The organism is Pediococcus damnosus (genome assembly GCF_001611155.1).
Classification (GTDB): Bacteria; Bacillota; Bacilli; order Lactobacillales; family Lactobacillaceae; genus Pediococcus; species Pediococcus damnosus.
Map to the genome: position 1 here is coordinate 1,740,557 of NZ_CP012294.1, position 26,476 is coordinate 1,767,032.

Here is a 26,476-nt window from a genome sequence, read left to right on the forward strand (position 1 = left end):
TGAATTAATGTTAAACTATTTTAGGAGTTTAAGTTAATAATGAGGTGAAAGATTACGAATAATGATGAAGTTGAACAATTATTTAATATAATTGATGAAAGTACCGAAATTCTAATGAAAGAGCTAGATAGTTCTTATTTGGATGCTTTAATTGAAACTGGTGATAACCTAATTTCTGGTGAGGTTCATATTGAGGATGGTAAGCCTAGCACGAGTGCAAGGCATAATTTAGAGCATTTTTATGAAGAAACAAATATCAAGCAACTCAATGCTGAGGTTGTTCGACAAGCTCTTCAATTGGCTATTCTGAATGCGTCTCAACAGGATCATATTCAGGCAAATCATCAGATGACACCTGATACGATTGGGATGTTATTCGCCTATTTGCTACAAGAATTACTTGCAGATACTAAGACACTGACAGTTCTTGATCCGGCAGTTGGAACTGGAAACCTACTTACTACAATCATGAATGATATTCATCAAAATCACAAGGAAACCAAAATCTCTGGAATTGGAATTGATAATGATGATTCAATGTTGGCAATGGCAGATATTAATTCTAGATTACAGAATTTAGATGTCGACTTGTTTCATCAGGACGCCTTAGATCAGTTAGTATTTAATTCAGCCGATGTTGCGGTTTCTGACTTGCCCGTTGGTTACTATCCAATTGATGTTCGTGTTAAAAAGTATCAAACACATAGTACAGAAGGGCATTCGTACGTTCATCATTTGCTGATTGAACAAGCAATGAATCATGTTGTTGCTAGTGGATTTGGATTATTCTTGGTGCCAACTAATATTTTTCAAACGGACCAAGCAGCTAATTTATTGAACTATTGTAAGAATAACATTTATTTACAAGGCTTCTTGAATTTGCCTAAAGATTTGTTTACTAATGCGAGTTTACAAAAATCAATATTAATCGTGCAAAATTATGGTACACAAGCAAAACAAGCATCAAAGGTATTGTTAGGGGATTTTCCATCCTTTAAGAACCAAAAAGAAATGAAAAAGTTTTTGGATGAAATTAAACAGTGGCACCGCCAAAATTTTTAGTTTAGATTTTACTTAACTCAAAAATTCCTATATGATTAACTGTAATTATGTTGCAAGACATGCACATAAGGTAAGTTTTATGGAGGCAATATGAGTGAAAATAAAAACAAAAATTTATCGCGCGGTTTAAAAAGTAGACATGTTCAACTGATTGCCATTGGTGGAACGATTGGAACTGGTTTATTTTTAGGAGCAGGACAGTCAATTCATTTGGCTGGACCATCGATTCTGCTAGCTTATGCAATTACAGGATTAGTTTGTTTCTGGCTAATGCGAGCATTAGGAGAATTACTTCTTTCTGATTTAAATTCAACTTCGTTTGTAGATTTTGTGGCTAAGTATCTGGGTAAACGAGTTGGTTTTGTGACTGGTTGGACATATTGGATTTGCTGGATATCAATTGCGATGGCAGAAATCACGGCGGCTGGACTATACATGCGTTTTTGGTTTCCCCACTTACCTCAATGGATTCCAGGATTCGTTATTTTGTTAGTACTGGTAACAATAAATTTGATTACTGTGGAGCTTTTTGGTGAAACTGAATTCTGGTTTTCAATAATCAAAATTGCCGCAATTTTGATGTTAATAATAACTGGAATTGTGCTTGTGGCTATTCACTACAAAACTGATGTAGGTTATGCTTCTCTTTCTAACTTGGTTGCATATGGGGGCTTTTTCCCTAGGGGAGCTAAGGGCTTTATTTTATCATTTCAAATGGTCGTTTTTGCTTTTGTTGGTGTTGAAATGGTAGGAATGACAGCTGCTGAAACGCAGAATCCAAAACAGGTTATTCCAGAAGCAATCAATGATATTCCTATGCGAATTGGTCTGTTTTATGTGGGCGCGCTGTTTTGTTTAATGGTTATTTTTCCTTGGAAGTATGTTTCACCGACATCTAGTCCATTTGTGCAAGTTTTTCAAAATGTTGGGATCAAAGGGGCGGCAGCAATTATAAATTTTGTCGTGTTAACTGCGGCGGCTTCCGCCTGCAATAGTGCTTTATTTACTACAGGAAGAATGTTGTTTTCTCTAAATTATGATAATAAGTCAAAATTAGGAAAAAAGCTCGGAACACTTTCACATACTCAAGTACCGGCTAATGCCATTCTGGTTTCGGCTTTGGTAATTGCCTTTGCGGTTCTTTTAAATGCTTTTGTACCAGGAAAAGTGTTTACTTTTATATCTAGTATCGCGACCACTTGTTTTCTGTTTATCTGGAGTACAATTATATTGGCACATTTAAAATATCGTAAACAGTTAAAGAGTGAAGGAAAGCCCTTGGCAAGCTTTAAAATGCCTTGGTATCCATATAGTGATTATTTTGTCCTGATATTTTTGATCTTTGTTGGTTTTGTTTTGGTATTGAAAGTTGACACACTAATTGCGTTAATTGGATCAATATTGTGGTTGTTAATCCTTAACATTATTTATTTTATGAGAAAAAAAAGAAAACAAACAACTAAATAGAATTGATGAAATGAGAAAAGATTTGATCTTTCTCGTTTTTTTTGTTCAAAAAAATGGCTATGGCAATAAAATGTAACCAGATTTTATGGGAATGTTATATACTAGAACGGAGTACATTAAAAACGGGGGATTGTTTTGAATTTTTTTACAGCTGATACACATTTTTTTCATAAAGATTTGTTAGGGGACAATGATTTTGCACCACGTCCTTTTCCCAACGTTGAGACTATGAATCAAACGATTGTCAAAAATTGGAATGCTAGAGTAAAAACTACGGATACAGTTTATCATTTGGGAGATATTGCTTTATATTTTACACATCCAGCAGGCATTTCGAATCAGGCGGTTTATGATGTATTGAAGTCTTTAAATGGGCATCTGGTCTTAATTAAGGGAAATCATGACAGTCGCGCTTTCTTTAAATATTTGAATAATCATAACTTTATGGTAGGTGGAAAACCTAAATTTGAATTTCATGATGTTGGGGTGTTAATCAAATTTAATCATCGTCAGTATTATATGACCCACTATCCAATGATGATGGGGATTGTGAAACAAATCATAAATTTACATGGGCATATTCATCATTATAGTGTCAATATTAAAGAAGATATAAATGTTGGCGTGGATACGCCGGAAACAGATTATCTGGATTATAAGATTCCATTTGGAACCCCGTTTTCGGAAAAGGATATTGAGCAAATGGTTCAAGGAAAGTTTACAGATTTTGCTAAACGGAGTTAAGAAGATTAATTAAGTAATAAATAGAAAAGAGGCGCATACATGACTAATACGCAAAGTAAAGAAAGTGCTGAAAATGAAATCAATCGGCGCCCGGTCATTAATAAAGTTGATGTTTTAGATGATGCTAATATTCTGATAAATGGGCATCAATATCAACTTGTTAGTAATGAACGAGATGCTTTTGATCGTGAACAATTGGCAGAGAGATTTAGTCCAGTTCTGAGCAAGTATGATTATATTGTTGCTGATATTGGTTATGAACAGCTTCGATTAAAGGGCTTTTATAGCGATGGCGATCGAAATGCAAAAGATAATGAGAAACAAAGTGCTATTCAAGATTATTTGTTGGAGTTTTGCAATTTTGGTTGTGCTTATTTCATTTTAAAAAATTTAAGTGTAAATAAGCCGGCTAAAAAACGTAGCTTACGAACCAAGGAAAAAGAAACGGTAAATAAACCCGTTAGCAAAAATAAAAATAAAAATAAACATCCTAATAAGCGTGTTCGTAAATTTAAGCAGAAACCCTTTGTTGAAGAAAAAATTACTAAACAGAAAGCAAAACCAGTCAATCATCGTCAAAATAAAATTACTGAAGTTCATAAACGAGGTAAACGTTCTTTTACAATAAGAGAGACTAAATGAGGAAGAGAAAATGATTTCAGATTATAAAGGATATTTAATTGATTTAGATGGCACTATTTATCGTGGTCGTGATCAGATACCAGCTGCTGCTAGATTTGTTAAACGATTACAAGATACAAAAACTGATTTTTTATTTGTAACGAATAACACAACTAAATTACCAAAGGATGTAGCCAAAAATTTACGTGACAATCATAATATCAATACTACGGCTGATCAGGTGTACACTGCTGGTTTGGCAACAGCTGATTATTTGGATGGCATTGCCGGGAATAAGCGTAAAGTGTACGTTATTGGTGAGCTAGGTCTGAAACAGGCACTTTTAAATAAAAAATTCGAGTTTGATGAAGTGCATCCAGATTGGGTTGTCGTTGGGCTAGATTATGATGTTACCTATCATAAATTTGAATTAGCAACGTTAGCCATAAAAAGAGGGGCTACGTTTATTGGGACTAACGCAGATACAAATTTACCAAATGAACGTGGTTTGGTTCCGGGTGCAGGGGCTTTAATTGGCATGGTTGAGCGTGCAACGCAGCAACGAGCAACTTATGTCGGAAAACCTGAAACTATAATTATGCAAAAAGCAGTAAAACAAATTGGACTACCTAAGGATGATGTTGTGATGGTCGGTGATAATTATATGACGGACATCTCGGCTGGAATCAATTTTGGTATTGATACGTTGCTGGTATACACAGGGGTGTCAACTCCTGAATTTGTAAAAAAACAGGAAATTCAACCCACCCATGAAATCCAGTCGTTTGATGAATGGAAGTAAGCCTATGAGATTGCGAAGGTTTGCACAATGGTGTGCGTTTCATCTGTTTGGAATTTCATTGGCAATCTTTTTAGTGATTAATTGTACGTTCCTTTATAGTTGGACCTTAAAAGGTTATCACGTTTTGGAAATGGTTGATTTAACAAAATCACAGATAATGCATAACTATCATCAACTCATTCAGTATTTAAGTTTTCCCTGGGTGACACATTTAAAAATGACTAATTTTTCAAGCTCAAGTGCCGGATTACAACATTTTTCGGATGTGAAAAATTTATTTATGCTGAATGAGGCTGTTTTAATTATTTCAGGAATTGTATTTTTTTTCTTTATCCGTGAATTAATTAAAACAAAATCTCTTTGGCGACTAATTCGGCCGTTACAAGTTGCAGCGGTAATTCCAATTTTAGTCGGAGTAATGATGAGTATTTCATTTGACCAATTTTTTATTGGTTTTCATGAATTACTGTTTCGAAATAATGATTGGATGTTTGATCCTGCTAAGGATCCAATTATAAATGCGCTGCCAGAAGAATTTTTCTTACAGTGTTTTGTGCTAGTATTTATTTTTATCGAATGTTTTTATTTATTTTTTATTTTAGTTGGACGAAAAGAGTTAAAAAAATAAGCCGACACATTCTGAGGGCTTGCTTTATACCGTGAAAGTTAAAATTTTCGGGGCATAGTTCAATCTCAATTGAATGTTTGGCTTATTTTTGTGCTTTTTTTCGGGTTTTCAAAAATGATATAAGGATCGGAATTAGTGAAATTAGAATAATTCCGATTACAATTGCAGAAAAATGTGCCTTTACAAATGGAAAATTCCCGAAGAAGTAACCAGCACCGCAACACAAAGTGACCCAGGTTGAAGCACCTAATATATCAAAAACGATGAACTTGCGATAACTGAATTTACTACCACCAGCTACGAATGGAGCAAAGGTTCGAATGATTGGCATGTAACGTGCAAAAGTTATGGAAACACTGCCATAGCGATCAAGAAATTCACGTGACTCTTTAAGTCGCTGTTCGGTAATGATTTTACCAAAAAGATGATGCTGGGTTAGTTTATTGCCAAGCCATCGACCAATAAAGAAATTGGTTGAGTCACCTAGGACGGCCGCGAAAAACAGGGAAAAAACGAAAATCCATATATTAAGGCCATAAATACTATTGGCTGAAAGTGCTGCTGCAGCAAACAAAAGTGAATCCCCAGGTAGAAACGGTAAAATGACTGCACCTGTTTCTATGAAGATCAATGCAAATAAGATAAGATAGGTCCAATTACCAAAAGTATTTACAATAGAAACTAAGTGCGTATCAATATGTAGAATGAAATCAATAAGAAATGACACAATATTCCTCCGTGTTAGGCAGTTAAGACTGTTATTTTGAAACACGAGTATTGTATCATACTTAGAGTTTCGCTAAAATAAGGTTTAAGCAATTGTAAGGAGATGTTTTAAAAGTGCTAAAGATCGGGGATGTTATTCAGGGCGTAATCACTGGTGTTAAATCATATGGACTTTTTGTAGAAAATCAGAAAGCTTCTTTTAAAGGCTTGATTCACATATCAGAATGTAGTGACGATTATGTCGATGACTTAAATTCTTTATATAAAGTTGGACAAACCATATCTTGTATGATTGTCGACATCGATCCTGCTAATTCGCATGTTAGTTTGTCAATTAGAACTTTATATCAGGGAACACAGATACACGACCAACCAATGCCAATGTTTGTTCATGCACGGCATAAGTTTTATTGGACCAATGATGAAGATCTAATTGGTTTTCAAAGCGTGGCTGAAAAGTTACCAGGTTGGAAAAGGCAAGCAAGAGAAGACTATCAGATTGATTCGTAAATGAGAAGGTATAAAAAAATCAAATAACCCTTGACCGAGAAATGTATTCTTGGTATTATATTAAATGTTGCTTCAAACGAAAGAGTAAACAACTTTTTAAAAGCAATTGAAAATGTTAGTTGACTTTTATAATTTGAAATGATAAAGTTAGATAGTTGTGTTGAGGCATTTAACGCTTCCAATCGCGACATAGTAGACCTTTGAAAACTGAACAAAGTTTCGACAAAGTAAAATGTGTAGGGTCTTCAAATGAAAATTTTGAAGCAAACATTTGCGAAGTCAATTCGTTTTAAACAATGAAACAACAAATGAGCTTGTAAAAACTCAAGTATAATATGAGAGTTTGATCTTGGCTCAGGATGAACGCTGGCGGCGTGCCTAATACATGCAAGTCGGACGCACTTTCGTTGATTGAATTAGAGATGCTTGCATCGAAGATGATTTCAACTATAAAGTGAGTGGCGAACGGGTGAGTAACACGTGGGTAACCTGCCCAGAAGTGGGGGATAACACCTGGAAACAGATGCTAATACCGCATAATAAAATGAACCGCATGGTTTATTTTTAAAAGATGGCTTCGGCTATCACTTCTGGATGGACCCGCGGCGTATTAGCTAGTTGGTGAGATAAAGGCTCACCAAGGCTGTGATACGTAGCCGACCTGAGAGGGTAATCGGCCACATTGGGACTGAGACACGGCCCAGACTCCTACGGGAGGCAGCAGTAGGGAATCTTCCACAATGGACGAAAGTCTGATGGAGCAACGCCGCGTGAGTGATGAAGGCTTTAGGGTCGTAAAACTCTGTTGTTGGAGAAGAACGTGTGTGAGAGTAACTGCTCATGCAGTGACGGTATCCAACCAGAAAGCCACGGCTAACTACGTGCCAGCAGCCGCGGTAATACGTAGGTGGCAAGCGTTATCCGGATTTATTGGGCGTAAAGCGAGCGCAGGCGGTTTTTTAAGTCTAATGTGAAAGCCTTCGGCTTAACCGAAGAAGTGCATTGGAAACTGGGAAACTTGAGTGCAGAAGAGGACAGTGGAACTCCATGTGTAGCGGTGAAATGCGTAGATATATGGAAGAACACCAGTGGCGAAGGCGGCTGTCTGGTCTGTAACTGACGCTGAGGCTCGAAAGCATGGGTAGCGAACAGGATTAGATACCCTGGTAGTCCATGCCGTAAACGATGAATGCTAAGTGTTGGAGGGTTTCCGCCCTTCAGTGCTGCAGCTAACGCATTAAGCATTCCGCCTGGGGAGTACGACCGCAAGGTTGAAACTCAAAAGAATTGACGGGGGCCCGCACAAGCGGTGGAGCATGTGGTTTAATTCGAAGCTACGCGAAGAACCTTACCAGGTCTTGACATCTTCTGCTAACCTAAGAGATTAGGCGTTCCCTTCGGGGACAGAATGACAGGTGGTGCATGGTTGTCGTCAGCTCGTGTCGTGAGATGTTGGGTTAAGTCCCGCAACGAGCGCAACCCCTATTATTAGTTGCCAGCATTAAGTTGGGCACTCTAGTGAGACTGCCGGTGACAAACCGGAGGAAGGTGGGGACGACGTCAAATCATCATGCCCCTTATGACCTGGGCTACACACGTGCTACAATGGACGGTACAACAAGTTGCGAGACCGCGAGGTTAAGCTAATCTCTTAAAACCGTTCTCAGTTCGGACTGCAGGCTGCAACTCGCCTGCACGAAGTTGGAATCGCTAGTAATCGCGGATCAGCATGCCGCGGTGAATACGTTCCCGGGCCTTGTACACACCGCCCGTCACACCATGAGAGTTTGTAACACCCAAAGCCGGTGGAGTAACCTTCGGGAGCTAGCCGTCTAAGGTGGGACAGATGATTGGGGTGAAGTCGTAACAAGGTAGCCGTAGGAGAACCTGCGGCTGGATCACCTCCTTTCTAAGGATATTTAGAAACGGAAACCTACACATATGTCGAAACTTTGTTTAGTTTTGAGAGGTCTACTCTCAAAATTTGTTCTTTGAAAACTAAATAATATCGAAAAATTTTCTAATTTTAATTATCAGATAATTAAACCGAGAACATTGCGTTTTATAGAGTTTTAAAACAAGATTAGTTCAAAAATAATCGCTAAACTCAAAACCACTTTATCTTTGATAAAGTTAGGTTAAGTTATAAAGGGCGCATGGTGAATGCCTTGGTACTAGGAGCCGATGAAGGACGGGACTAACACCGATATGCTTCGGGGAGCTGTAAGTAAGCTTTGATCCGGAGATTTCCGAATGGGGAAACCCAACAACATTAATCCGTTGTTACCGCCACGTGAATACATAACGTGGTTGGAGGTAGACGTGGGGAACTGAAACATCTCAGTACCCACAGGAATAGAAAGAAAAATCGATTCCCTGAGTAGCGGCGAGCGAAAGGGGAACAGCCCAAACCAGGAAGCTTGCTTCCTGGGGTTGTAGGACCGAACATTTGAGTTACCAAAGATTTTCATAGCCGAACAGTCTGGGAAGACTGGCCAGAGCGGGTGACAGCCCCGTAGGCAAAATGAAAATCCCTCAGTTCAGGATCCTGAGTACGGCGGAACACGTGTAACTCCGTCGGAATCCGGGAGGACCATCTCCCAAGGCTAAATACTCCCTAGTGACCGATAGTGAACCAGTACCGTGAGGGAAAGGTGAAAAGCACCCCGAAAGGGGAGTGAAACAGTTCTTGAAACCATGTGCCTACAAGAAGTCAGAGCCCGTTAATGGGTGATGGCGTGCCTTTTGTAGAATGAACCGGCGAGTTACGTTTGCATGCCAGGTTAAGTTGAAGAAACGGAGCCGTAGCGAAAGCGAGTCTGAATAGGGCGACTGAGTATGCAGATGTAGACCCGAAACCAAGTGACCTACCCATGTCCAGGTTGAAGGTGCGGTAAAACGCACTGGAGGACCGAACTCGTGTACGTTGAAAAGTGCTGAGATGAGGTGTGGGTAGCGGTGAAATTCCAAACGAACTTGGAGATAGCTGGTTCTCTCCGAAATAGCTTTAGGGCTAGCCTCGGACTTAGGATCATGGAGGTAGAGCCACTGTTTGGACTAGGGGCCCATCTAGGGTTACTGAATTCAGATAAACTCCGAATGCCATTGATTTATGTCCGGGAGTCAGACGGTGAGTGATAAGATCCATCGTCGAAAGGGGAACAGCCCAGACCACCAGTTAAGGTCCCTAAATATATGTTAAGTGGAAAAGGATGTGGAGTTGCATAGACAACTAGGATGTTGGCTCAGAAGCAGCCATCATTTAAAGAGTGCGTAATAGCTCACTAGTCGAGTGATTCTGCGCCGAAAATGTACCGGGGCTTAAACATATTACCGAGACTGTGGATGCCACCGTAAGGTGGCGTGATAGGAGAGCGTTCTAAGGGCGATGAAGGCAGACCGTGAGGACTGTTGGAGCGCTTAGAAGTGAGAATGCCGGTATGAGTAGCGAAAGACAGGTGAGAATTCTGTCCACCGAATGACTAAGGTTTCCTGGGAAAGGCTCGTCCACCCAGGGTTAGTCGGGACCTAAGTCGAGGCCGAGAGGCGTAGACGATGGATAACAGGTTGAGATTTCTGTACTAGTTAAACTTGTTTGAACAATGGAGGGACGCAGGAGGCTAAGAAAAGCACACAGTTGGATAAGTGTGCCCAAGCAACAAGTCTTAGATAGAGTTAAATGCTTTATCTTTTCAGGACAAGTTGTGATGGGGAGCGAAATTTAAGTAGCGAAGTTTCTGATGTCACACTGCCGAGAAAAGCTTCTAGTTAGAGTTTAACTACCCGTACCGCAAACCGACACAGGTAGTCGAGGAGAGTATCCTCAGGTGAGCGAGAGAACTCTCGTTAAGGAACTCGGCAAAATGACCCCGTAACTTCGGAAGAAGGGGTGCTGATCGCAAGATCAGCCGCAGTGAATAGGCCCAGGCGACTGTTTATCAAAAACACAGGTTTCTGCAAAATCGTAAGATGAAGTATAGGGGCTGACACCTGCCCGGTGCTGGAAGGTTAAGTGAATGAGTTAGCTTCGGCGAAGCTTTGAAATGAAGCCCCAGTAAACGGCGGCCGTAACTATAACGGTCCTAAGGTAGCGAAATTCCTTGTCGGGTAAGTTCCGACCCGCACGAAAGGTGTAACGATCTGGGCACTGTCTCAACGAGAGACTCGGTGAAATTATAATACCCGTGAAGATGCGGGTTACCCGCGACAGGACGGAAAGACCCCATGGAGCTTTACTGTAGCTTGATATTGAGTGTTTGTACAACTTGTACAGGATAGGTAGGAGCCGTAGATATCGGAACGCTAGTTTCGATGGAGGCGTTGGTGGGATACTACCCTCGTTGTATGAACCCTCTAACCCGCGCCACTAAGCGTGGCGGGAGACAGTGTCAGGTAGGCAGTTTGACTGGGGCGGTCGCCTCCTAAAGAGTAACGGAGGCGCCCAAAGGTTCCCTCAGAATGGTTGGAAATCATTCGCAGAGTGTAAAGGCACAAGGGAGCTTGACTGCGAGACAGACAGGTCGAGCAGGGACGAAAGTCGGGCTTAGTGATCCGGTGGTACCGTATGGAAGGGCCATCGCTCAACGGATAAAAGCTACCCTGGGGATAACAGGCTTATCTCCCCCAAGAGTTCACATCGACGGGGAGGTTTGGCACCTCGATGTCGGCTCATCGCATCCTGGGGCTGTAGTCGGTCCCAAGGGTTGGGCTGTTCGCCCATTAAAGCGGTACGCGAGCTGGGTTCAGAACGTCGTGAGACAGTTCGGTCCCTATCCGTCGCGGGCGTAGGAAATTTGAGAGGATCTGTCCTTAGTACGAGAGGACCGGGATGGACATACCGCTGGTGTACCAGTTGTTCCGCCAGGAGCATCGCTGGGTAGCTACGTATGGATGAGATAAACGCTGAAAGCATCTAAGTGTGAAACTCACCTCGAGATGAGATTTCCCATTCCATTTATGGAAGTAAGACCCCTGAGAGATGATCAGGTAGATAGGTTGGGAGTGGAAGTGTAGTGATACATGGAGCGGACCAATACTAATCGGTCGAGGACTTAACCACAAAGTGGTGTTCTCAAGAGAAGGATTCGATATTATTTAGTTTTGAGAGAATAAATTTCTTTCACACGAGCCGCGTAAGTGGATCGGAGAAGTGTGGTGACGATAGTGAGAAGGATACACCTGTTCCCATGTCGAACACAGAAGTTAAGCTTCTTAACGCCGAGAGTAGTTGGGGGATCGCTCCCTGCGAGGGTAGGACGTTGCCATGCGTTTATTATGGAGGATTAGCTCAGTTGGGAGAGCGTCTGCCTTACAAGCAGAGGGTCACAGGTTCGAGCCCTGTATCCTCCATTGAGCCGTTAGCTCAGTTGGTAGAGCATCTGACTTTTAATCAGAGGGTCGACAGTTCGAGACTGTCACGGCTCATTGGTATTTTATATGCCATGATAGTTTAATAATTAATTATAGAATGATGCCGACTTAGCTCAGTTGGCAGAGCATCTGTTTTGTAAACAGGGGGTCGGAGGTTCGAATCCTCTAGTTGGCATTTTTATAATTATGCGGAAGTAGTTCAGTGGTAGAACATCACCTTGCCATGGTGGGGGTCGCGAGTTCGAATCTCGTCTTCCGCTTTGTAGTATTAGCTACAAGCACAAATAAGTATTGCCGGGGTGGCGGAATTGGCAGACGCACAGGACTTAAAATCCTGCGGTCAGTGATGACCGTACCGGTTCGATCCCGGTCCTCGGCATTTTAATAAGCACCCATAGCGCAATTGGATAGAGTGTCTGACTACGAATCAGAAGGTTGTAGGTTCGACTCCTACTGGGTGCATTTTCGGGAAGTAGCTCAGCTTGGTAGAGCACCTGGTTTGGGACCAGGGGGTCGCAGGTTCGAATCCTGTCTTCCCGATTAAATGGTTTCTTATACATTTAAATTTAGATCGCGGTGTAGCTCAGCTGGCTAGAGCGTCCGGTTCATACCCGGGAGGTCGAGGGTTCGATCCCCCCCGCCGCGATAGGTTTTAATATACGAACTTGGACCTTTAGCTCAGTTGGTTAGAGCAGACGGCTCATAACCGTTCGGTCGTAGGTTCGAGTCCTACAAGGTCCATCTAATATGTGTGTTGCTATGTTGGTGGACATGAAAACCGTATATTGTAATGGAGGATTACCCAAGTCTGGCTGAAGGGAACGGTCTTGAAAACCGTCAGGTGGGTCAAACCACGCGAGAGTTCGAATCTCTCATCCTCCTTTTTTTATTATCGCGGGATGGAGCAGTCTGGTAGCTCGTCGGGCTCATAACCCGAAGGTCGCAGGTTCAAACCCTGCTCCCGCAATTATGGTTCCATGGTCTAGTTGGTTTAGGACGCCTGCCTGTCACGCAGGAGATCACGAGTTCGAGTCTCGTTGGAACCGTTATGGCTCGGTAGCTCAGTTGGTAGAGCAACGGATTGAAGCTCCGTGTGTCGGCAGTTCGATTCTGTCCCGCGCCATCCTAACATGCAATTATGCGGGTGTAGTTTAGTGGTAAAATCACAGCCTTCCAAGCTGTTGTCGCGAGTCCGATTCTCGTCACCCGCTTTTTCATATAATGGGCCTATAGCTCAGCTGGTTTAGAGCGCACGCCTGATAAGCGTGAGGTCGATGGTTCAAGTCCATTTAGGCCCATTGGAGAAGTACTCAAGTGGCTGAAGAGGCGCCCCTGCTAAGGGTGTAGGTCGCGTAAGCGGCGCAAGGGTTCAAATCCCTTCTTCTCCGTTTTATGACCCGTTGGTCAAGTGGTTTAAGACACTGCCCTTTCACGGCAGTAACATGGGTTCGAATCCCGTACGGGTCATTTTCATATAATATTATCGCGGGATGGAGCAGTCTGGTAGCTCGTCGGGCTCATAACCCGAAGGTCGCAGGTTCAAACCCTGCTCCCGCAATTATGGTTCCATGGTCTAGTTGGTTTAGGACGCCTGCCTGTCACGCAGGAGATCACGAGTTCGAGTCTCGTTGGAACCGTCTCGAGGAATGGAATTTTTATTTATTGAATTTAAGAGAGTTAATACAGTTATCTGTGTTGACTCTTTTTTTGTGTTCGGATTATTCAATCGATGAACAACTGGATTTAAAGGCTCTTTGTCAAATCCTGTTGATGAACCGCCAGAGACAGTATTAGGAGTTATGCAATTTCTAATGTTATCTTTAAAAAAACGCAGAATACGTAGTTTTTCTGTCATCACGAAAATAATTGAAAGTTTTGACCTTATTTGTAGTCGTATGTTTATGCGTGTTCAATTAGTTCTAATAAAGTGATGCTTTTTTAAATATCAAAAAAATATCAAAAAAACTCTCTGATAGTTTTGCTATCGGAGAGATTCAAAAAACGAATTATTTTATTTCATTAGAATTAAAATATTAAACAGCAGATTCAAAATAACATTGATGGTTAAAATTAATTTAGGTTGTTTAACCATCCGTTGAAAGGTCCAAGAAATCAATATTAACAAGCTCGCAAACACAGAATAAATACCAACATGCGTGAAGAGTAATATACATGCACAAAGGGCACCAATTCCAAGGTTAATAATGGTGGAAAAATTAATTCTTTTTATAAAGAATGGATAATAAAATAAAAATGTGCTAAGTAACGGAATAATAAGAGCTTTTAGAAAATTAGTGGATAAGAACCCACATTGCACGTAAAAAAGTGTTTCTGGGAGGATAAATGCAGAGCTAATTGTAAATAGCAACCAACCTGCCCAATTGTTTTTGAAAGATAGGAAGAATGGTAGCAACGACGATAAACAGACAAAGAGTAACAATCCAATTGTAGGTGCAATACTGGAAAAAGAGAATGCAGCAATTAGAACTGCAACTCCGGTCATACCCAGAAAAAAGATCATTGGAAATTTGTTTGTGAAGCGATCGAAGACTAAAAAGTTAAACATAAAAATAAATAAAATTAGGATAGCCTGATTACTAACTGTATGTTGAATGGTTGTATTTACCAGACGGCTATAAACTGTGGGAATCAACCAAGTTGAGAAAGTTTGAATAAGGGCTAAACCTAACGGAAGTAAAGTTTTCTTTTTTTCAGTTGTGAGATGTAAATTTTGCATAAACGTTTCTCCTATGTGAGATAACTCAATCCTAAACAAAGTTAAGTAGAAGGTCAACAAAAATCTGTCTTTTAAAGGTTTTCTATTTGTGATAGACTTGATAAGACGGTTTTTTAATTTTGAATTCATTAAGAAGAGTAAGCACAGTGTTGTAAATGGCTTGTAATACTTAATTCGAATAGAAATGAAAAGCTTCAGTGTACAGGTTATGATATTGAACAAACATTATTTTGTTCCCGAAAGGATTTGTGTAAAAGCAAAGATACCTTGTAACCGTTTATAATAAGGGGGAAATTTTCAAATGCAAGAGAGACATTTATTTACATCGGAATCAGTTTCAGAGGGTCATCCAGATAAAATTGCTGACCAAATTAGTGATGCAATTTTGGATGCTATGTTGGAACAAGATCCAGAAGCACGAGTAGCCTGTGAAACGACCGTGACAACTGGTTTAGTGGTTGTGGTTGGTGAAATTAGTACAACGGCTTATGTCGATATTCAAAAAACAGTCCGAAATACCATCAAAGAGATTGGCTATAAGGATGGTCAATATGGATTTGATGGTGATAACTGTGCTGTGATGATTGCCATTGATGAGCAATCACCTGATATTGCACAGGGGGTTGACGATTCTTTGGAGACCCGCGAAGGTGACGAAGATCCATTAGACAAGATTGGTGCTGGCGATCAAGGACTTATGTTTGGTTTTGCCATTGATGAGACACCTGAGTTAATGCCATTACCAATTATGCTTAGCCATCACCTAATGCAAAAAACAGCCCAAGTTCGCAAATCTGGTGAGTTACGTTATTTACGTCCGGATGCTAAAGCTGAAGTTACGGTGGAATATGATGATAATGAAAAACCGGTTCGCGTTGACACAGTTGTTTTAAGCACACAGCATGATCCAAATGTGTTACTTGAAACCATTCGTGAAGATGTTTTAGAACATATCATTAAACCTGTTATTCCTGCTGAGTTACTCGATGATAAAACGAAATACTTCATTAATCCAACTGGTCGATTCGTTATTGGCGGACCTCAAGGTGATGCTGGGTTAACAGGACGAAAAATTATTGTTGATACTTATGGTGGTTTTGCGCGTCACGGCGGTGGTGCTTTCTCTGGGAAAGATGCTACTAAAGTTGATCGTTCGGCTAGTTATGCTGCTCGTTATATTGCTAAAAATATTGTAGCAGCCGGATTGGCTCACAAAGTAGAAGTGCAGTTAGCTTACGCAATTGGGGTAGCTCAACCAGTTTCAATTTCTGTAGATACGTTTGGAACAGGAAATGTTTCAGAAGAAAAATTAGCGGCTGCTATTCGTAAGATTTTTGATTTACGTCCAGCTGGAATTATTAAAATGTTAGATTTACAGCGACCAATTTATAAAAAGACCGCTGCTTATGGGCATTTCGGTCGGACCGATATTGATTTGCCTTGGGAACATACTGATAAAGTTGATGCTTTAAAAGAATTATTGAAATAAATATTCAAAAAGTCTCTTCTACAATTTGAGTGGGAGAGGCTTTTTAGTTGGAGAGGGATTAGATGACAGCAAAAAAAACAAACGTTACGCTGGTTACTATTGCGATTTTTGTGGCCACATTTTTAACGGCTGTGGAAGGAACCATTGTGTCAACGGCGATGCCAACGATTGTTGGAGATTTGCATGGTGTTAATTTAATGAATTGGATTGTGTCAATTTATCTATTAACAAATGCAGTAGCAACGCCGATTTACGGGAAGTTAGCCGATCTTTTTGGCCGGAAACGGATCTTTATGATTGGCATTATGATTTTCATTGTGGGATCAGGACTAAGTGGGACTGCTAATTCAATGCAAACATTGATTGGTTGGCGTGCCTTGCAGGGGATTGGTGCAGGTTGTATCATGCCTGTGGCCAATACAATTATTGCAGATATCTATCCATTTGAAAAACGGGCTCGGGTAATGGGATTTAATGGAGCAGCTTGGGGAATTGCAGCAATTATTGCACCCTTATTAGGTGGCTTTATTGTTGATCAATTAACCTGGCACTGGGTATTTTTCATTAATATTCCGATTGGCCTTTTAACGGTTATTTTGATTGCCTTATATTTACATGAAGAACCACATACCGCAGTTGGCAAAATTGATTATTTAGGAAGCCTTTGGTTAACATTAACTTTACTGAGCTTGATGTATGGTTTCCAGGTGTTAGGGGAAGCAAACTTTGCTTGGCAAACAGTCATAATTTGTTTTGCCATTACTATTGTGGCGCTAATCTTGTTTATTAATCGTGAAAAAAGGGCACCAGATCCAATTATTTCATTAAAATTATTTAAAAACCGGACCTTCGTAACTCAAAATTTGGCTACCATGCTTGTATCTGGATTTTTGATTGGGTTTGAAGTTTATCTACCTACATGGACACAAGGAATTCTTGGATTACCCGCTTCTTTGGCTGGTTTTGCAGTAACGCCAAGTTCAATTATGTGGATTTTTGGATCATTTTTAGCAGGTAAATTTATTCTTAAACTGACTCCCAAACAAACTTTGATGATTAGCTTAGGGTTCTTGTTAGTCGGAAGTGCATGGCTGGCTTTATTGCCACAAACTACGCCATTTTGGTTATTCTTTGTGATTGCTACTATTTTGGGAATTGGCTTTGGAATTACCATTACTTCAACAACTGTGACTTCACAACGATTGGTGGCCGCAAAAGATATGGGAGTGGCGACCTCATTTAATACCCTGGCTAGAACCCTTGGGCAGACGCTTATGATGTCTATTTTTGGAATTATCATGAATGGAACAATGAATCGTGGTGTTGCGCAGAATCCGCAACTTAATATTGGGATGATGAATAAGTTGATCAATCCACAAACAGCTTCATCGTTGCCAGCTAAGTTGATCCCAGTATTACGGATAATCCTGTATCAAGCTTTGCACAATATTTATATTGCCGGCGTAATTTTGATTTTGTTGGCGATTTTCGTCAACAGTTTAGATTATAGTCATCCAAAAAAAGTTCATTAAAAAAATCGATTTCTGTTAATTAAAACGGAAATCGATTTTTTTAACGTTTTTGGATTGCAAATAAGATTGGAGGATCATTTTTTTGATTGATAAATTGATAGGTCAATACCTGAAACTTTTTTTGAGGGAGTTCTCTTAGAAAGCTCTGTAATGTAGTGAGTTCTTGTTTGCCGCCTGGGTGACCATAGTAACTCACGACTACTACTAACCCACCAGCTTGTAGCATTTTTAAGCATTGGTTAATCGCTGCAATTGTTGTTTCACCGTGAGTTACAACAGTTTTATCACTTCCAGGAAGATAGCCGAGATTAAAGATGGCCGCCGAGATTTCTGTATCAGCGGGGACGTGATTATCAATGTGTTCATGGCCATCTTGAATTAAAGTTGTTTGTGGTAATAAACCCGTCAATAAAAGTTGGGTTTTCGTTTTTTCTAAACCAGCTGCTTGGATATCGAAACCATAAACATGACCAGCCTTACCTACACTGGCTGCTAAGTAGACGGTATCGTTGCCGTTGCCTACTGTGGCATCAATGACGGTATCGCCAACTCGCACAACTTGGTCCAATAAAGTATGACTGTAACGTAACGCAGATTCTAAATTCATTTTTGGATAAGCTCCTTTTTCCCTGGTAAAACAAAATAAGCAGTTAATAGCACAATGGTGGTCCCAAGGAGAAATCCACCAAGCACGTCAGTTGGATAATGAACGTTTAAATAAATGCGTGAAATTCCAATTAATAAAATTCCCATAAATGATCCCAGATAGATTAACCAGCGACGCCAATTGGTCTTGACTAAAACAGCTGCAATAATCATGATACTTCCCAAGAGCACTGTGGTACCGGTAGAATGACCACTTGGAAAACTGTAGCCACCGATTGAAATCAATTTGTGAAGCGGTCGTGGTCTTTCTATAAGTTGTTTGATTACTTGATTTCCAGAGGTATCCAAAAGGAGGGCAAGTGCTGCAAAGCTTAATAAACGATAGTGTTTACTATAGATTAACCACGCAACCAGTAAGAGGATAAATCCAATGTGCGGTAGTGGATTTCCGAGAGTGGTTATAAATAGGAAAAAGCTAGTTTTGCCGGGAGTTCGATTAGTTTGGATAAAAGTTGCAATGATTTGATCAAATTCTTTAACAAAGTTGGTTTGTAAATAAACTGAGAGTGTGAGCCAAATAAAAAGGACTCCAGTTATTAAACCTAAAATAAGCCATAGGTGATGCTGTTTGGTTGATGACATAAATTTCTCCTTTTTAACTTTCACAATGCGATTCCAGTATATCAGATTTTTTGAGATGTCTTGCTTTGTTAGTGTAAGGTTTTCCTAGATGGTCAATAAAATTCTAGGAATATTCATTTTGAGTTGAATATATAGAAAAAGACCTGTAGCCTTTTAATCGACGAAGATTAAAGGAAGGGATACAGGTCTTTCATGTATATTTTAGCAGATTTTATTGAATCATTGGGAAATTTAGACAGTTTATTTGATTTAGAGGAGCAGGTAATTCTTCATCTTAGGAAGTCATTCCAGCTGGTTGTAGCTGAATATCTGAGGCAATTAGATGAAACACTCGTTCCATCAATTCCGGCAGAAAATACATTCATTAATCGACAGGCCAGAACAATTGAGTTTATGTTTGGCGCCGTGAATTTTGAAAGAAGATGTTATCTTCGACCCAATGGAAGTTATTACTTCCCGTTGGATGAACAACTTCAGTTGGAAGAAAGAAAAAGAATTTCACCTTATTTTAAAAGTGTCGTTGCCAAAATTGGGCAAACGACAACGATGAGAAATACGGCCGCAATGATCAATCTGGCAAGTCAGACGGATATTAGTGCCTGGTCAGTAGACCGAATTATCAGAGACATGGCAGATACCGTGAAGACAGAAGAAAAATCGTCCGAAGAGAAACTAGTTAAGAAACGAAAAGTTGAAAACTTAGTGGTTGAAGGCGATGCCTTTGAGATACACAAAATTAATCGACGAAGACAAGACGTCCACCATTACATTGTTTTTGAATCAGGATTAGATGGAACAAGATCAAACAAAGTTGAGTTTGTTGGTATCAATCAAAAAAAGGTTCAAAAACGAGTAACTGACTACATTGAGAAGTATTATAAAATCAGTGAAATGACCGTGTTTACAGCAAGTGATGGTGGCCCAGGGTATAACCCGAAAAGTATGCGAGAAATAGTTCCGAGTGCTCAAAGAGTTGAATTTACTATCGATCGGTATCACTTTGTCAAAAAGATTAAACAAACCTTTGGTTTATTTAATCCATTGGTTGATAAGGCCGTTAAGAGCGTTAGCCTGTATGATCAGAATCAGTTAAACGTTATTTTAGATACATTTGAGTCGCAAATTAAAACTGATAAGGAACTTGAGAGCCTAAGGGTCCTAAGACAATATTTGGCAAGAAATTGGCAGTTTATAAAGTCTCCACACGATCGTGGCTTCATGAGGGTCGGCAAATTGGGATCCGTTGAAAGCTCACACAGAGCGTACACGTATCGAATGAAAAAGCAAGGCAAAGTATGGTCCGAAAAGGGCCTTGAGGCTATGTTGAAATTAATTGAAGCTCGGGTAAACGGTAAGCTAGATAAATACTTACGTGGTGGTTTAAGAAAGTTACAAGAGCTAACGATTGAGATCGCTACGGAATCATTGAAGACGTTGAGTTCAGCTCAGCTGAGCAACAAGCACCATTCTAAGCATATTGGAGTTCTTTCAGGTAAAATACCAGTTGATGCCCCAACAAGTAGCCCTATCGGAGCAATGGCAAAAATATTTTCAAACTAATTATTGTGTATAAATATTTGGTTGATTATAAGGCACCTAGGAAAACTTGACACATACCTTGCTTTTTTTTAGTTAATTTGATAGGATTAGTCCATTAATATTAGTTGAAAAGAAATAGTAAGCACGGAACTTCTTTCAGAAACTGTACGGAAATGTGAGTATAGATTGGAACTGTGCTGAACTCATCTTTTGTGTTAATTAACGGTGAAGTTAAAGTAGCTGTTAACGTGAATTCGCGTTAAGAATTTGAGTGTTCGACTGACTTATTCAATCGTAAATATAGGTGGTACCGCGGAGACTTCCGTCCTATAAGATATTTTTTGATATCTTATAGGACTTTTTTTATTTTAGAAAGGGTGGAATAAATTTGGCATATAATCATGAGATAATTGAACGTAAATGGCAGCATTACTGGCGCGAACACAAAACATTTAAAACAGTTGAGGATTCTAGCAAGCCTAAATACTATGTTTTGGATATGTTTCCTTACCCATCTGGACAAGGGCTGCACGTAGGGCATCCAGAAGGCTATACAGCAACAGATATCATGGCCCGTTTCAAACGGATGCAAGGTTATAAAGTCCTCCATCCAATGGGTTGGGATGCTTTCGGGTTACCAGCAGAACAGTATGCTTTAAAAACAGGGCATAATCCGCGTGAATTTACTGCTCACAATATTAAAAATTTCAAACGCCAAATTAAGTCACTTGGTTTTTCATACGATTGGGATCGCGAAATTAATACAACTGATCCTAAGTATTACAAGTGGACCCAATGGATTTTTGAGCAAATGTACAAAAAAGGGTTAGCTTACGAAAAAGAAACTTTAGTTAACTGGGCTCCTGATATGATGGGAGGCACAGTGGTTGCTAACGAAGAAGTAATTAATGGAAAGACAGAACGGGGTGGTTACCCAGTTTATCGGGTCCCCATGAAGCAATGGATGCTTAAGATTACGGCATATGCTGATCGTTTGCTAGATGATTTAGACTTGATTGATTGGCCCGACAGTATCAAGGAAATGCAACGAAACTGGATTGGCCGTTCAACGGGGGCCAGTGTTAACTTTAAAGTTGCTGGGACTGATGATGAAATTGAGATCTATACAACCCGCCCTGACACGCTGTTTGGTGCAAGCTACATGGTTATCGCACCAGAACACTCACTGGTAAAAAAGATTACGACAGACGCTCAAAAAGCAGCTGTGGAAGCTTATGAGAAGAAGATTGAAACTAAATCAGATTTGGAACGAACAGATTTAAATAAAGATAAAACTGGTGTGTTTACCGGAGCTTACGGAATTAATCCAGTTAATGGTGAAAAATTGCCAATCTGGATTGCTGATTACGTCTTGGCTTCATATGGAACTGGCGCAATCATGGCCGTTCCAGCCCATGATCAACGTGATTGGGAGTTTGCAAAGAAGTTTGATTTACCAATTAAACCAGTTATTGAGGGTGGCGACGTTGATGACGCTGCTTATACTGGAGATGGCGTGCACATTAACTCTGGATTTCTAGATGGTTTAGATAAAACTACTGCCATTGATAAAATATTGGCTTGGTTAGAAGAAAAGGGTGCCGGTCATAAGAAAGTTAATTATCGTTTGCGTGACTGGATTTTCTCACGGCAACGATACTGGGGTGAGCCTATTCCTGTTATTCATTGGGAAGATGGTGAAACAACTTTGGTTCCAGAAGATGAGTTGCCACTAAAGCTACCAGCTGCTAAGGATCTCCAAACATCTGGAACTTATGAAAGTCCTCTTGCTAACTTAACGGATTGGGTTAATGTTGTGGATAAGAACGGTCGTAAGGGGCGTCGTGAAACGAACACTATGCCACAATGGGCAGGTAGTTCTTGGTACTATTTGAGATACATTGATCCGCATAACGAAAAACGCATTGCAGATATGGATCTTTTGAAAGAATGGTTACCAGTGGATCTGTATATTGGTGGTGCAGAACATGCCGTCTTGCATTTGCTTTATGCCCGATTCTGGCACAAGGTTTTGTATGATCTCGGAGTTGTCCCAACAAAGGAACCTTTCCAGAAGTTAGTTAACCAAGGAATGATTTTGGGCGACAATCATGAAAAAATGTCTAAATCTAAGGGTAACGTCATTAATCCTGATGATATTGTTGATCAATATGGGGCAGATACGTTGCGTCTCTATGAAATGTTCATGGGACCTTTGACCGAGTCCGTGGCTTGGAGTGAGGATGGCATTCATGGTAGTGAAAAATGGATCGAGCGAATTTGGCGTTTGATGATTGATGAAAATAATCATCCTCGTGATCGCGTCACAACCTTTAATGATGGCAAGCTCGACAAAGTATATAACCAAACCGTGAAGAAAGTTACAGAAGATTTCGAAAATCTTCATTATAATACAGCTATTTCACAGATGATGGTATTTATAAACGAAGCTTATAAAGTGGATGCTTTACCACTAGCATACATGGAAGGTTTTGTAAAAATGATTTCACCAATTATGCCGCATGTCGCTGAAGAACTATGGCAATTATTAGGACATGATGAAACCATCACCTATGCAGCTTGGCCAACTTTTGATCCTAAAAAGCTAGAGGAGTCGACTGTTCAAATTGTTCTTCAAGTAAATGGTAAAGTTCGTTCTCATATGCAGGTTGCTAAAGACACAGGTAAAGATGAATTAGAAAAATTAGCTTTAGCAGATAAAACAATGGAAGAATGGTTAGATGGAAAAACGGTTCGTAAAGTGATTGCAATTCCAAATAAGATTGTGAACATTGTTGTTTAAGTTAAATGGGTTAAGCAGATATTAATTTTAGAATTCAAAAAGGCATACAGGAAATAAGGAGTGATTACTCGTTATCAGCTGGATGCCTTTTTATCTGGAACTTGAAACTAATTCTAAGTATGATACGCTAGAATTCAGTATTTTAAATTTAATGGTAGAAACTGGAGATACTTAAAAATTATGACTATTGATGGGATTGTCGGTAATATTGTTTCAGAAATTAACATGAGATTGCATCCTCGTACTGATGGCATTAAATATCAATTTGAGCGATGTACGTTTCCTGTTACGTTTACACGAGATGGTTATAAAGAAGCAGATGGCTGCATTATATTTTTGGTAGAGCCAGATGGGAAATATACAGTTAATAAGTTTGATACCAGATATATGGATGTCGAAGATCCAATCAGTAAGATTTATCATGGGGCTTATTTTGAGTGCGACGAAGAGCCGGCGGCCATGGACGAACTGATCAAGAAAGTTGCTGATGGGGTTTCCGAAAAGTAGATTTCTTAATTTTTTAAGATAATTTATTCAAACTGAATACAAAAAGAACGCCAGGCCATCATAAATGGTCTGACGCTCAGCACTATCTCAACAACTTCAGTATAACTCATAAATCTGAATTTAGCAAAGCCTAAATTTCGTTTGCCAGTTAGGTTACAACCATTTCTTTATATTTTCTTACAAAATGAATTAAAATTTGAATTGGCTTCAAGGCATGATAAAATAGTTAAGATTGAGTAATTGAAAGTAGGGTAACAAATTATGGCTGAAACATCTCAAGATAAGAAACAAACAAATAATGCGGGATTTCAACCGCTTCGAAAAACTAATAAAGAATCTAGTTCAAAAGATAAAATGATTGAAGGATCAGCTTGGATGACGGCGGGGAGCATTTTCTCGCGACTTTTAGGTGCAATTTACATAATTCCTTGGGTTATTTGGTTTGGCAGCATGAGTGATGAAGCCAATGCACTATTTGCTAAGGGGTATAACATTTATAGTTTCTTCCTAATTGCCGCGATCGCTGGGATTCCTTCAGCAATTGCAAAACAAGTTGCGCATTATAATACGATCAACGAATTTGCGGTGGGCCAGCGTCTGTATAAACGTGGGTTGTTGCTATCAGGAGCCACAGGAATAATTTGTGCTTTAATTCTATATTTTGGGGCGCCATTTTTATCAAATGGAGATCCTAACGTTGTTCCAATCCTCCATTCTTTGGCCTGGGCCGTTCTAATAATCCCAACAATGAGTTTAACGCGAGGCTTTTTCCAAGGTTATCAGGAAATGGCACCGTCCGCCATTTCGCAATTTGTAGAACAATTAGTACGAGTAGCATATATGTTGGTTACAGCTTTCCTAATTATGAGAGTTCATCATGGTAATTGGGTAACGGCTGTATCGCAATCAACTTTTGCTGCTTTTATCGGAGCTATCGGTGGGATGTTGGTGTTGGTCTTTTACTATTTGCGCCATCGAAGTCGTTTACAAGAATTGGCTCGTAATAGTAAGCAGGAATTAGCAATTCCAACTAAACAATTATATAAAGAGATCATTTCACAAGCAACGCCATTTATTATCATTGGATCGGCAATTACTATTTTTCAATTAATTGACCAATATACATTTTTTAACATTATGAATCATGTATACAATTTTTCTGCGACAATTGTTAACACGCTTTATGCAGATTTCGCATTTAATTCTAATAAATTGGTTATGATTGTTGTCTCTTTGGGATCAGCCATGGCCATTACTGCGGTACCAATGTTATCGGAAGCTAAAACTCGTGGAGATAAGCACGAAATCAATAGTCAGATTACAGATGCACTGATGTTGTTTGCGTTCTTCATGATTCCAGCGGCTTTAGGTTTAGCAGCCGTTGCACAGCCTTTAAATACCCTTTTTTATCATTATGATGTGATTGGCACAGCAGTTTTAGAAGTTTCGGCTTTTATTGCCGTAATTTTAGGCCTTTTCACAGTTATTTCGGCTGTGATGCAGGGAGTTTCAGAAAACGTTCGCGCTGTGGCTTACTTTCTTGTCGGAGTAGTTGTCAAAATAGCGCTCCAGTATCCATTGGTAGCCTATTTGGGAGCAGTTGGACCGTTAATTTCAACCGGGATCGGTTTTACAGTAGTCAGTGGTTTAATCTTACGCCATTTGAATCAGGAGTTTGGGATTGGCTTTAAGCGAATGAGCAAGCCCCTTTCTGGGATTATGGTATTTAGTTTATTAACATTTATTGTGGCTTTTGCTGTAGTTCGTGTGGCTTATCTGGTTTTAGACCCATACAGTAAAACAGTTGCTTTAATTGTATGTGTGCTTGCAGCTTTTCTGGGTGGCATGGTATATCTTTATGCGACTTTAAAGACAAGATTGGCTGATATGATGTTTGGACCTAGAGTAGAACGAATTCGACGGATACTAAGGATTCATTAAGAGGTGAATTTATGCGAGTTGACAAATTTTTACATCAAATGAACGTTGGAACACGAAACCAGATTACGCAATTGATAAAAAAAGGCCGAGTTACTTTGAATGCTCAGCGAGTTCGTACCGGTAAAACCCAGTTAAATCCTGGACAAGATCTAGTTAAATTAGGCGAACAGGAAATTAAGTATCAAGTCCATTATTATTATGTATTAAATAAGCCAATGGGCGTTATTTCGGCGTCAACTGATACCCATCAGAAAACCGTTATGGACCTGTTTAACAAATCAGATTACCGATCAGACCTGTTTCCGGTTGGTCGTCTTGACAAGGACACTGAGGGCTTGCTATTGATTACCAATGACGGGGATCTTGCTCATAAACTATTATCACCCGCACATCATATTAAAAAAACTTATGAAGCTACCGTAACCGGTAAGCTAGATGAATCGGTAATCACAAAATTTGCTGAAGGGATTCTTCTCAAAGATGGGACGCAACTCTATCCGGCTAAACTTGAAATTCTAAATTATAATAAGATGGATGATACCACTAATATTCATGTTCAAATTCAAGAGGGTAAGTATCATCAAGTGCGGCGAATGTTTGGTGCGGTTGGTCAAAAGGTTATTCATTTGCAACGAATAAAAATGGGCACCCTTGCGATTGATGAAGGACTTTTGCCAGGAAATTATCGGGAATTAACCCAAACTGAAGTGGACGATTTATTAAGATTAACTGAATAAAAAAGGCTCTTAA

General features: G+C 39.8%; 18 protein-coding genes, 19 tRNA genes, 3 rRNA genes, 1 riboswitch and 1 other annotated feature. Of the genes, 36 read left to right on the forward strand and 4 right to left on the reverse strand.

Going from position 1 to position 26,476, the window contains the following annotated elements:
• Window positions 1–51: 51 nt before the first annotated feature.
• The 6 genes from ADU73_RS08095 to ADU73_RS08120 all read left to right on the forward strand — a co-directional run bounded on the left by ADU73_RS08095 (window position 52) and on the right by ADU73_RS08120 (window position 5,324).
• Entirely contained in the window at window positions 52–1,062 is a 1,011-nt protein-coding gene (locus tag ADU73_RS08095; RefSeq protein WP_331244716.1) for a class I SAM-dependent methyltransferase, read from the forward strand.
• A gap of 90 nt (window positions 1,063–1,152) precedes the next feature.
• The gene (locus ADU73_RS08100; protein WP_046872480.1) at window positions 1,153–2,529 is read left to right on the forward strand and encodes an amino acid permease; all 1,377 of its coding nucleotides are present in this window, start codon (window positions 1,153–1,155) and stop codon (window positions 2,527–2,529) included.
• A gap of 135 nt (window positions 2,530–2,664) precedes the next feature.
• Complete coding sequence (locus tag ADU73_RS08105) at window positions 2,665–3,273, forward strand: metallophosphoesterase family protein (RefSeq protein WP_046872481.1); 609 nt, start codon at window positions 2,665–2,667, stop codon at window positions 3,271–3,273.
• A gap of 39 nt (window positions 3,274–3,312) precedes the next feature.
• Window positions 3,313–3,915: a YutD family protein gene (locus ADU73_RS08110; protein ID WP_046872482.1), complete on the forward strand. Its 603-nt coding sequence runs from the start codon at window positions 3,313–3,315 to the stop codon at window positions 3,913–3,915.
• Window positions 3,916–3,925: 10 nt separating this feature from the next.
• Window positions 3,926–4,696 (forward strand): TIGR01457 family HAD-type hydrolase, encoded by a 771-nt coding sequence (locus tag ADU73_RS08115; protein ID WP_046872483.1) that lies wholly within the window; start codon window positions 3,926–3,928, stop codon window positions 4,694–4,696.
• Between the two features lie 4 nt (window positions 4,697–4,700).
• Window positions 4,701–5,324 (forward strand): TIGR01906 family membrane protein, encoded by a 624-nt coding sequence (locus ADU73_RS08120; protein WP_046872484.1) that lies wholly within the window; start codon window positions 4,701–4,703, stop codon window positions 5,322–5,324.
• An 82-nt stretch (window positions 5,325–5,406) separates the two neighbouring features.
• On the opposite strand, the gene ADU73_RS08125 is transcribed toward ADU73_RS08120, so the two are convergent.
• Window positions 5,407–6,051, reverse strand: coding sequence for a VTT domain-containing protein (locus ADU73_RS08125; protein WP_046872485.1), 645 nt, complete (start codon window positions 6,049–6,051; stop codon window positions 5,407–5,409).
• 113 nt (window positions 6,052–6,164) lie between these two features.
• On the opposite strand from ADU73_RS08125, the gene ADU73_RS08130 reads away from it, so the two are divergent.
• The 23 genes from ADU73_RS08130 (at window position 6,165) to ADU73_RS08240 (ending at window position 13,567) form a co-directional block, all read left to right on the forward strand.
• A complete protein-coding gene (locus ADU73_RS08130; RefSeq protein WP_046872486.1) occupies window positions 6,165–6,560 on the forward strand; it encodes a S1 RNA-binding domain-containing protein in 396 nt (131 codons plus the stop codon).
• 331 nt (window positions 6,561–6,891) lie between these two features.
• Window positions 6,892–8,469 (forward strand): 16S ribosomal RNA (locus ADU73_RS08135).
• A 227-nt stretch (window positions 8,470–8,696) separates the two neighbouring features.
• A 23S ribosomal RNA gene (locus ADU73_RS08140) occupies window positions 8,697–11,619 on the forward strand.
• A 91-nt stretch (window positions 11,620–11,710) separates the two neighbouring features.
• A 5S ribosomal RNA gene (gene rrf / locus ADU73_RS08145) occupies window positions 11,711–11,827 on the forward strand.
• The 16S, 23S and 5S rRNA genes sit together here with 19 tRNA genes alongside, the layout of an rRNA operon.
• A gap of 9 nt (window positions 11,828–11,836) precedes the next feature.
• Window positions 11,837–11,909 (forward strand) — tRNA-Val (locus ADU73_RS08150).
• A 2-nt stretch (window positions 11,910–11,911) separates the two neighbouring features.
• Window positions 11,912–11,984, forward strand: a tRNA-Lys gene (locus tag ADU73_RS08155).
• A gap of 48 nt (window positions 11,985–12,032) precedes the next feature.
• Window positions 12,033–12,105, forward strand: a tRNA-Thr gene (locus tag ADU73_RS08160).
• 13 nt (window positions 12,106–12,118) lie between these two features.
• Window positions 12,119–12,190, forward strand: a tRNA-Gly gene (locus ADU73_RS08165).
• A gap of 33 nt (window positions 12,191–12,223) precedes the next feature.
• Window positions 12,224–12,309: transfer RNA gene (locus ADU73_RS08170), tRNA-Leu, on the forward strand.
• A 9-nt stretch (window positions 12,310–12,318) separates the two neighbouring features.
• A tRNA-Arg gene (locus ADU73_RS08175) sits at window positions 12,319–12,392 on the forward strand.
• 4 nt (window positions 12,393–12,396) lie between these two features.
• A tRNA-Pro gene (locus tag ADU73_RS08180) sits at window positions 12,397–12,470 on the forward strand.
• 32 nt (window positions 12,471–12,502) lie between these two features.
• Window positions 12,503–12,576 (forward strand) — tRNA-Met (locus ADU73_RS08185).
• A 21-nt stretch (window positions 12,577–12,597) separates the two neighbouring features.
• Window positions 12,598–12,671 (forward strand) — tRNA-Ile (locus ADU73_RS08190).
• 51 nt (window positions 12,672–12,722) lie between these two features.
• A tRNA-Ser gene (locus ADU73_RS08195) sits at window positions 12,723–12,812 on the forward strand.
• Window positions 12,813–12,823: 11 nt separating this feature from the next.
• Window positions 12,824–12,897 (forward strand) — tRNA-Met (locus ADU73_RS08200).
• Between the two features lie 4 nt (window positions 12,898–12,901).
• Window positions 12,902–12,976, forward strand: a tRNA-Asp gene (locus tag ADU73_RS08205).
• A 4-nt stretch (window positions 12,977–12,980) separates the two neighbouring features.
• A tRNA-Phe gene (locus ADU73_RS08210) sits at window positions 12,981–13,053 on the forward strand.
• A 17-nt stretch (window positions 13,054–13,070) separates the two neighbouring features.
• Window positions 13,071–13,141, forward strand: a tRNA-Gly gene (locus tag ADU73_RS08215).
• A 12-nt stretch (window positions 13,142–13,153) separates the two neighbouring features.
• Window positions 13,154–13,228: transfer RNA gene (locus ADU73_RS08220), tRNA-Ile, on the forward strand.
• A 2-nt stretch (window positions 13,229–13,230) separates the two neighbouring features.
• A tRNA-Ser gene (locus ADU73_RS08225) sits at window positions 13,231–13,318 on the forward strand.
• 6 nt (window positions 13,319–13,324) lie between these two features.
• Window positions 13,325–13,397, forward strand: a tRNA-Glu gene (locus tag ADU73_RS08230).
• A gap of 17 nt (window positions 13,398–13,414) precedes the next feature.
• Window positions 13,415–13,488: transfer RNA gene (locus ADU73_RS08235), tRNA-Met, on the forward strand.
• A gap of 4 nt (window positions 13,489–13,492) precedes the next feature.
• Window positions 13,493–13,567, forward strand: a tRNA-Asp gene (locus ADU73_RS08240).
• 374 nt (window positions 13,568–13,941) lie between these two features.
• Here the strand turns inward: ADU73_RS08240 and ADU73_RS08245 are convergent.
• Window positions 13,942–14,667: a hypothetical protein gene (locus ADU73_RS08245; protein ID WP_046871698.1), complete on the reverse strand. Its 726-nt coding sequence runs from the start codon at window positions 14,665–14,667 to the stop codon at window positions 13,942–13,944.
• Window positions 14,668–14,887: 220 nt separating this feature from the next.
• Window positions 14,888–14,971, forward strand: a riboswitch (SMK box riboswitch).
• Here ADU73_RS08245 and metK point away from each other — a divergent pair.
• Complete coding sequence (gene metK / locus ADU73_RS08250) at window positions 14,969–16,156, forward strand: methionine adenosyltransferase (RefSeq protein ID WP_046871699.1); 1,188 nt, start codon at window positions 14,969–14,971, stop codon at window positions 16,154–16,156. Its footprint overlaps the riboswitch before it by 3 nt.
• Before the next feature lie 62 nt (window positions 16,157–16,218).
• Window positions 16,219–17,688 carry an MDR family MFS transporter gene (locus ADU73_RS08255; protein WP_062913379.1) on the forward strand — a complete coding sequence of 490 codons (1,470 nt, stop codon included), beginning with the start codon at window positions 16,219–16,221 and terminating at the stop codon, window positions 17,686–17,688.
• 40 nt (window positions 17,689–17,728) lie between these two features.
• Here ADU73_RS08255 and mnmM read toward each other — a convergent pair whose 3' ends face one another.
• Together mnmM and ADU73_RS08265 are read right to left on the reverse strand one after the other, a co-directional pair.
• The gene (mnmM, locus tag ADU73_RS08260) at window positions 17,729–18,295 is read right to left on the reverse strand and encodes a tRNA 5-(aminomethyl)-2-thiouridylate-methyltransferase MnmM (protein ID WP_046871701.1); all 567 of its coding nucleotides are present in this window, start codon (window positions 18,293–18,295) and stop codon (window positions 17,729–17,731) included.
• Window positions 18,292–18,936: a phosphatase PAP2 family protein gene (locus ADU73_RS08265; protein WP_046871702.1), complete on the reverse strand. Its 645-nt coding sequence runs from the start codon at window positions 18,934–18,936 to the stop codon at window positions 18,292–18,294. Before ADU73_RS08265 ends, mnmM begins: the two co-directional genes overlap by 4 nt.
• A 192-nt stretch (window positions 18,937–19,128) precedes the next feature.
• On the opposite strand from ADU73_RS08265, the gene ADU73_RS08270 reads away from it, so the two are divergent.
• From ADU73_RS08270 to ADU73_RS08290, 5 genes are all read left to right on the forward strand, one after another.
• Window positions 19,129–20,496: an ISLre2 family transposase gene (locus ADU73_RS08270; protein ID WP_046872291.1), complete on the forward strand. Its 1,368-nt coding sequence runs from the start codon at window positions 19,129–19,131 to the stop codon at window positions 20,494–20,496.
• Window positions 20,497–20,591: 95 nt separating this feature from the next.
• Window positions 20,592–20,808 (forward strand) — a binding site (T-box leader).
• Window positions 20,809–20,863: 55 nt separating this feature from the next.
• Entirely contained in the window at window positions 20,864–23,278 is a 2,415-nt protein-coding gene (leuS, locus tag ADU73_RS08275; protein ID WP_046871703.1) for a leucine--tRNA ligase, read from the forward strand.
• A gap of 180 nt (window positions 23,279–23,458) precedes the next feature.
• Window positions 23,459–23,785 (forward strand): hypothetical protein, encoded by a 327-nt coding sequence (locus ADU73_RS08280; RefSeq protein WP_046871704.1) that lies wholly within the window; start codon window positions 23,459–23,461, stop codon window positions 23,783–23,785.
• 261 nt (window positions 23,786–24,046) lie between these two features.
• On the forward strand, window positions 24,047–25,726 hold the full coding sequence (locus ADU73_RS08285) for a putative polysaccharide biosynthesis protein (RefSeq protein WP_062913380.1): 1,680 nt from the start codon (window positions 24,047–24,049) through the stop codon (window positions 25,724–25,726).
• Between the two features lie 11 nt (window positions 25,727–25,737).
• Complete coding sequence (locus ADU73_RS08290) at window positions 25,738–26,463, forward strand: pseudouridine synthase (RefSeq protein WP_046871706.1); 726 nt, start codon at window positions 25,738–25,740, stop codon at window positions 26,461–26,463.
• Window positions 26,464–26,476: the final 13 nt, after the last annotated feature.

Excerpts from the sequence above, each read along its gene's own strand:
- ADU73_RS08280 (WP_046871704.1), top strand. The coding sequence starts at position 23,459 with ATGACTATTGATGGGATTGTCGGTAATATTGTTTCAGAAATTAACATG.
- metK (WP_046871699.1), top strand. The coding sequence starts at position 14,969 with ATGCAAGAGAGACATTTATTTACATCGGAATCAGTTTCAGAGGGTCAT.
- ADU73_RS08245 (WP_046871698.1), bottom strand. The coding sequence starts at position 14,667 with ATGCAAAATTTACATCTCACAACTGAAAAAAAGAAAACTTTACTTCCG.
- ADU73_RS08110 (WP_046872482.1), top strand. The coding sequence starts at position 3,313 with ATGACTAATACGCAAAGTAAAGAAAGTGCTGAAAATGAAATCAATCGG.
- ADU73_RS08285 (WP_062913380.1), top strand. The coding sequence starts at position 24,047 with ATGGCTGAAACATCTCAAGATAAGAAACAAACAAATAATGCGGGATTT.
- ADU73_RS08265 (WP_046871702.1), bottom strand. The coding sequence starts at position 18,936 with ATGTCATCAACCAAACAGCATCACCTATGGCTTATTTTAGGTTTAATA.
- ADU73_RS08290 (WP_046871706.1), top strand. The coding sequence starts at position 25,738 with ATGCGAGTTGACAAATTTTTACATCAAATGAACGTTGGAACACGAAAC.
- ADU73_RS08115 (WP_046872483.1), top strand. The coding sequence starts at position 3,926 with ATGATTTCAGATTATAAAGGATATTTAATTGATTTAGATGGCACTATT.
- ADU73_RS08270 (WP_046872291.1), top strand. The coding sequence starts at position 19,129 with ATGTATATTTTAGCAGATTTTATTGAATCATTGGGAAATTTAGACAGT.
- ADU73_RS08255 (WP_062913379.1), top strand. The coding sequence starts at position 16,219 with ATGACAGCAAAAAAAACAAACGTTACGCTGGTTACTATTGCGATTTTT.
- ADU73_RS08100 (WP_046872480.1), top strand. The coding sequence starts at position 1,153 with ATGAGTGAAAATAAAAACAAAAATTTATCGCGCGGTTTAAAAAGTAGA.
- mnmM (WP_046871701.1), bottom strand. The coding sequence starts at position 18,295 with ATGAATTTAGAATCTGCGTTACGTTACAGTCATACTTTATTGGACCAA.
- ADU73_RS08120 (WP_046872484.1), top strand. The coding sequence starts at position 4,701 with ATGAGATTGCGAAGGTTTGCACAATGGTGTGCGTTTCATCTGTTTGGA.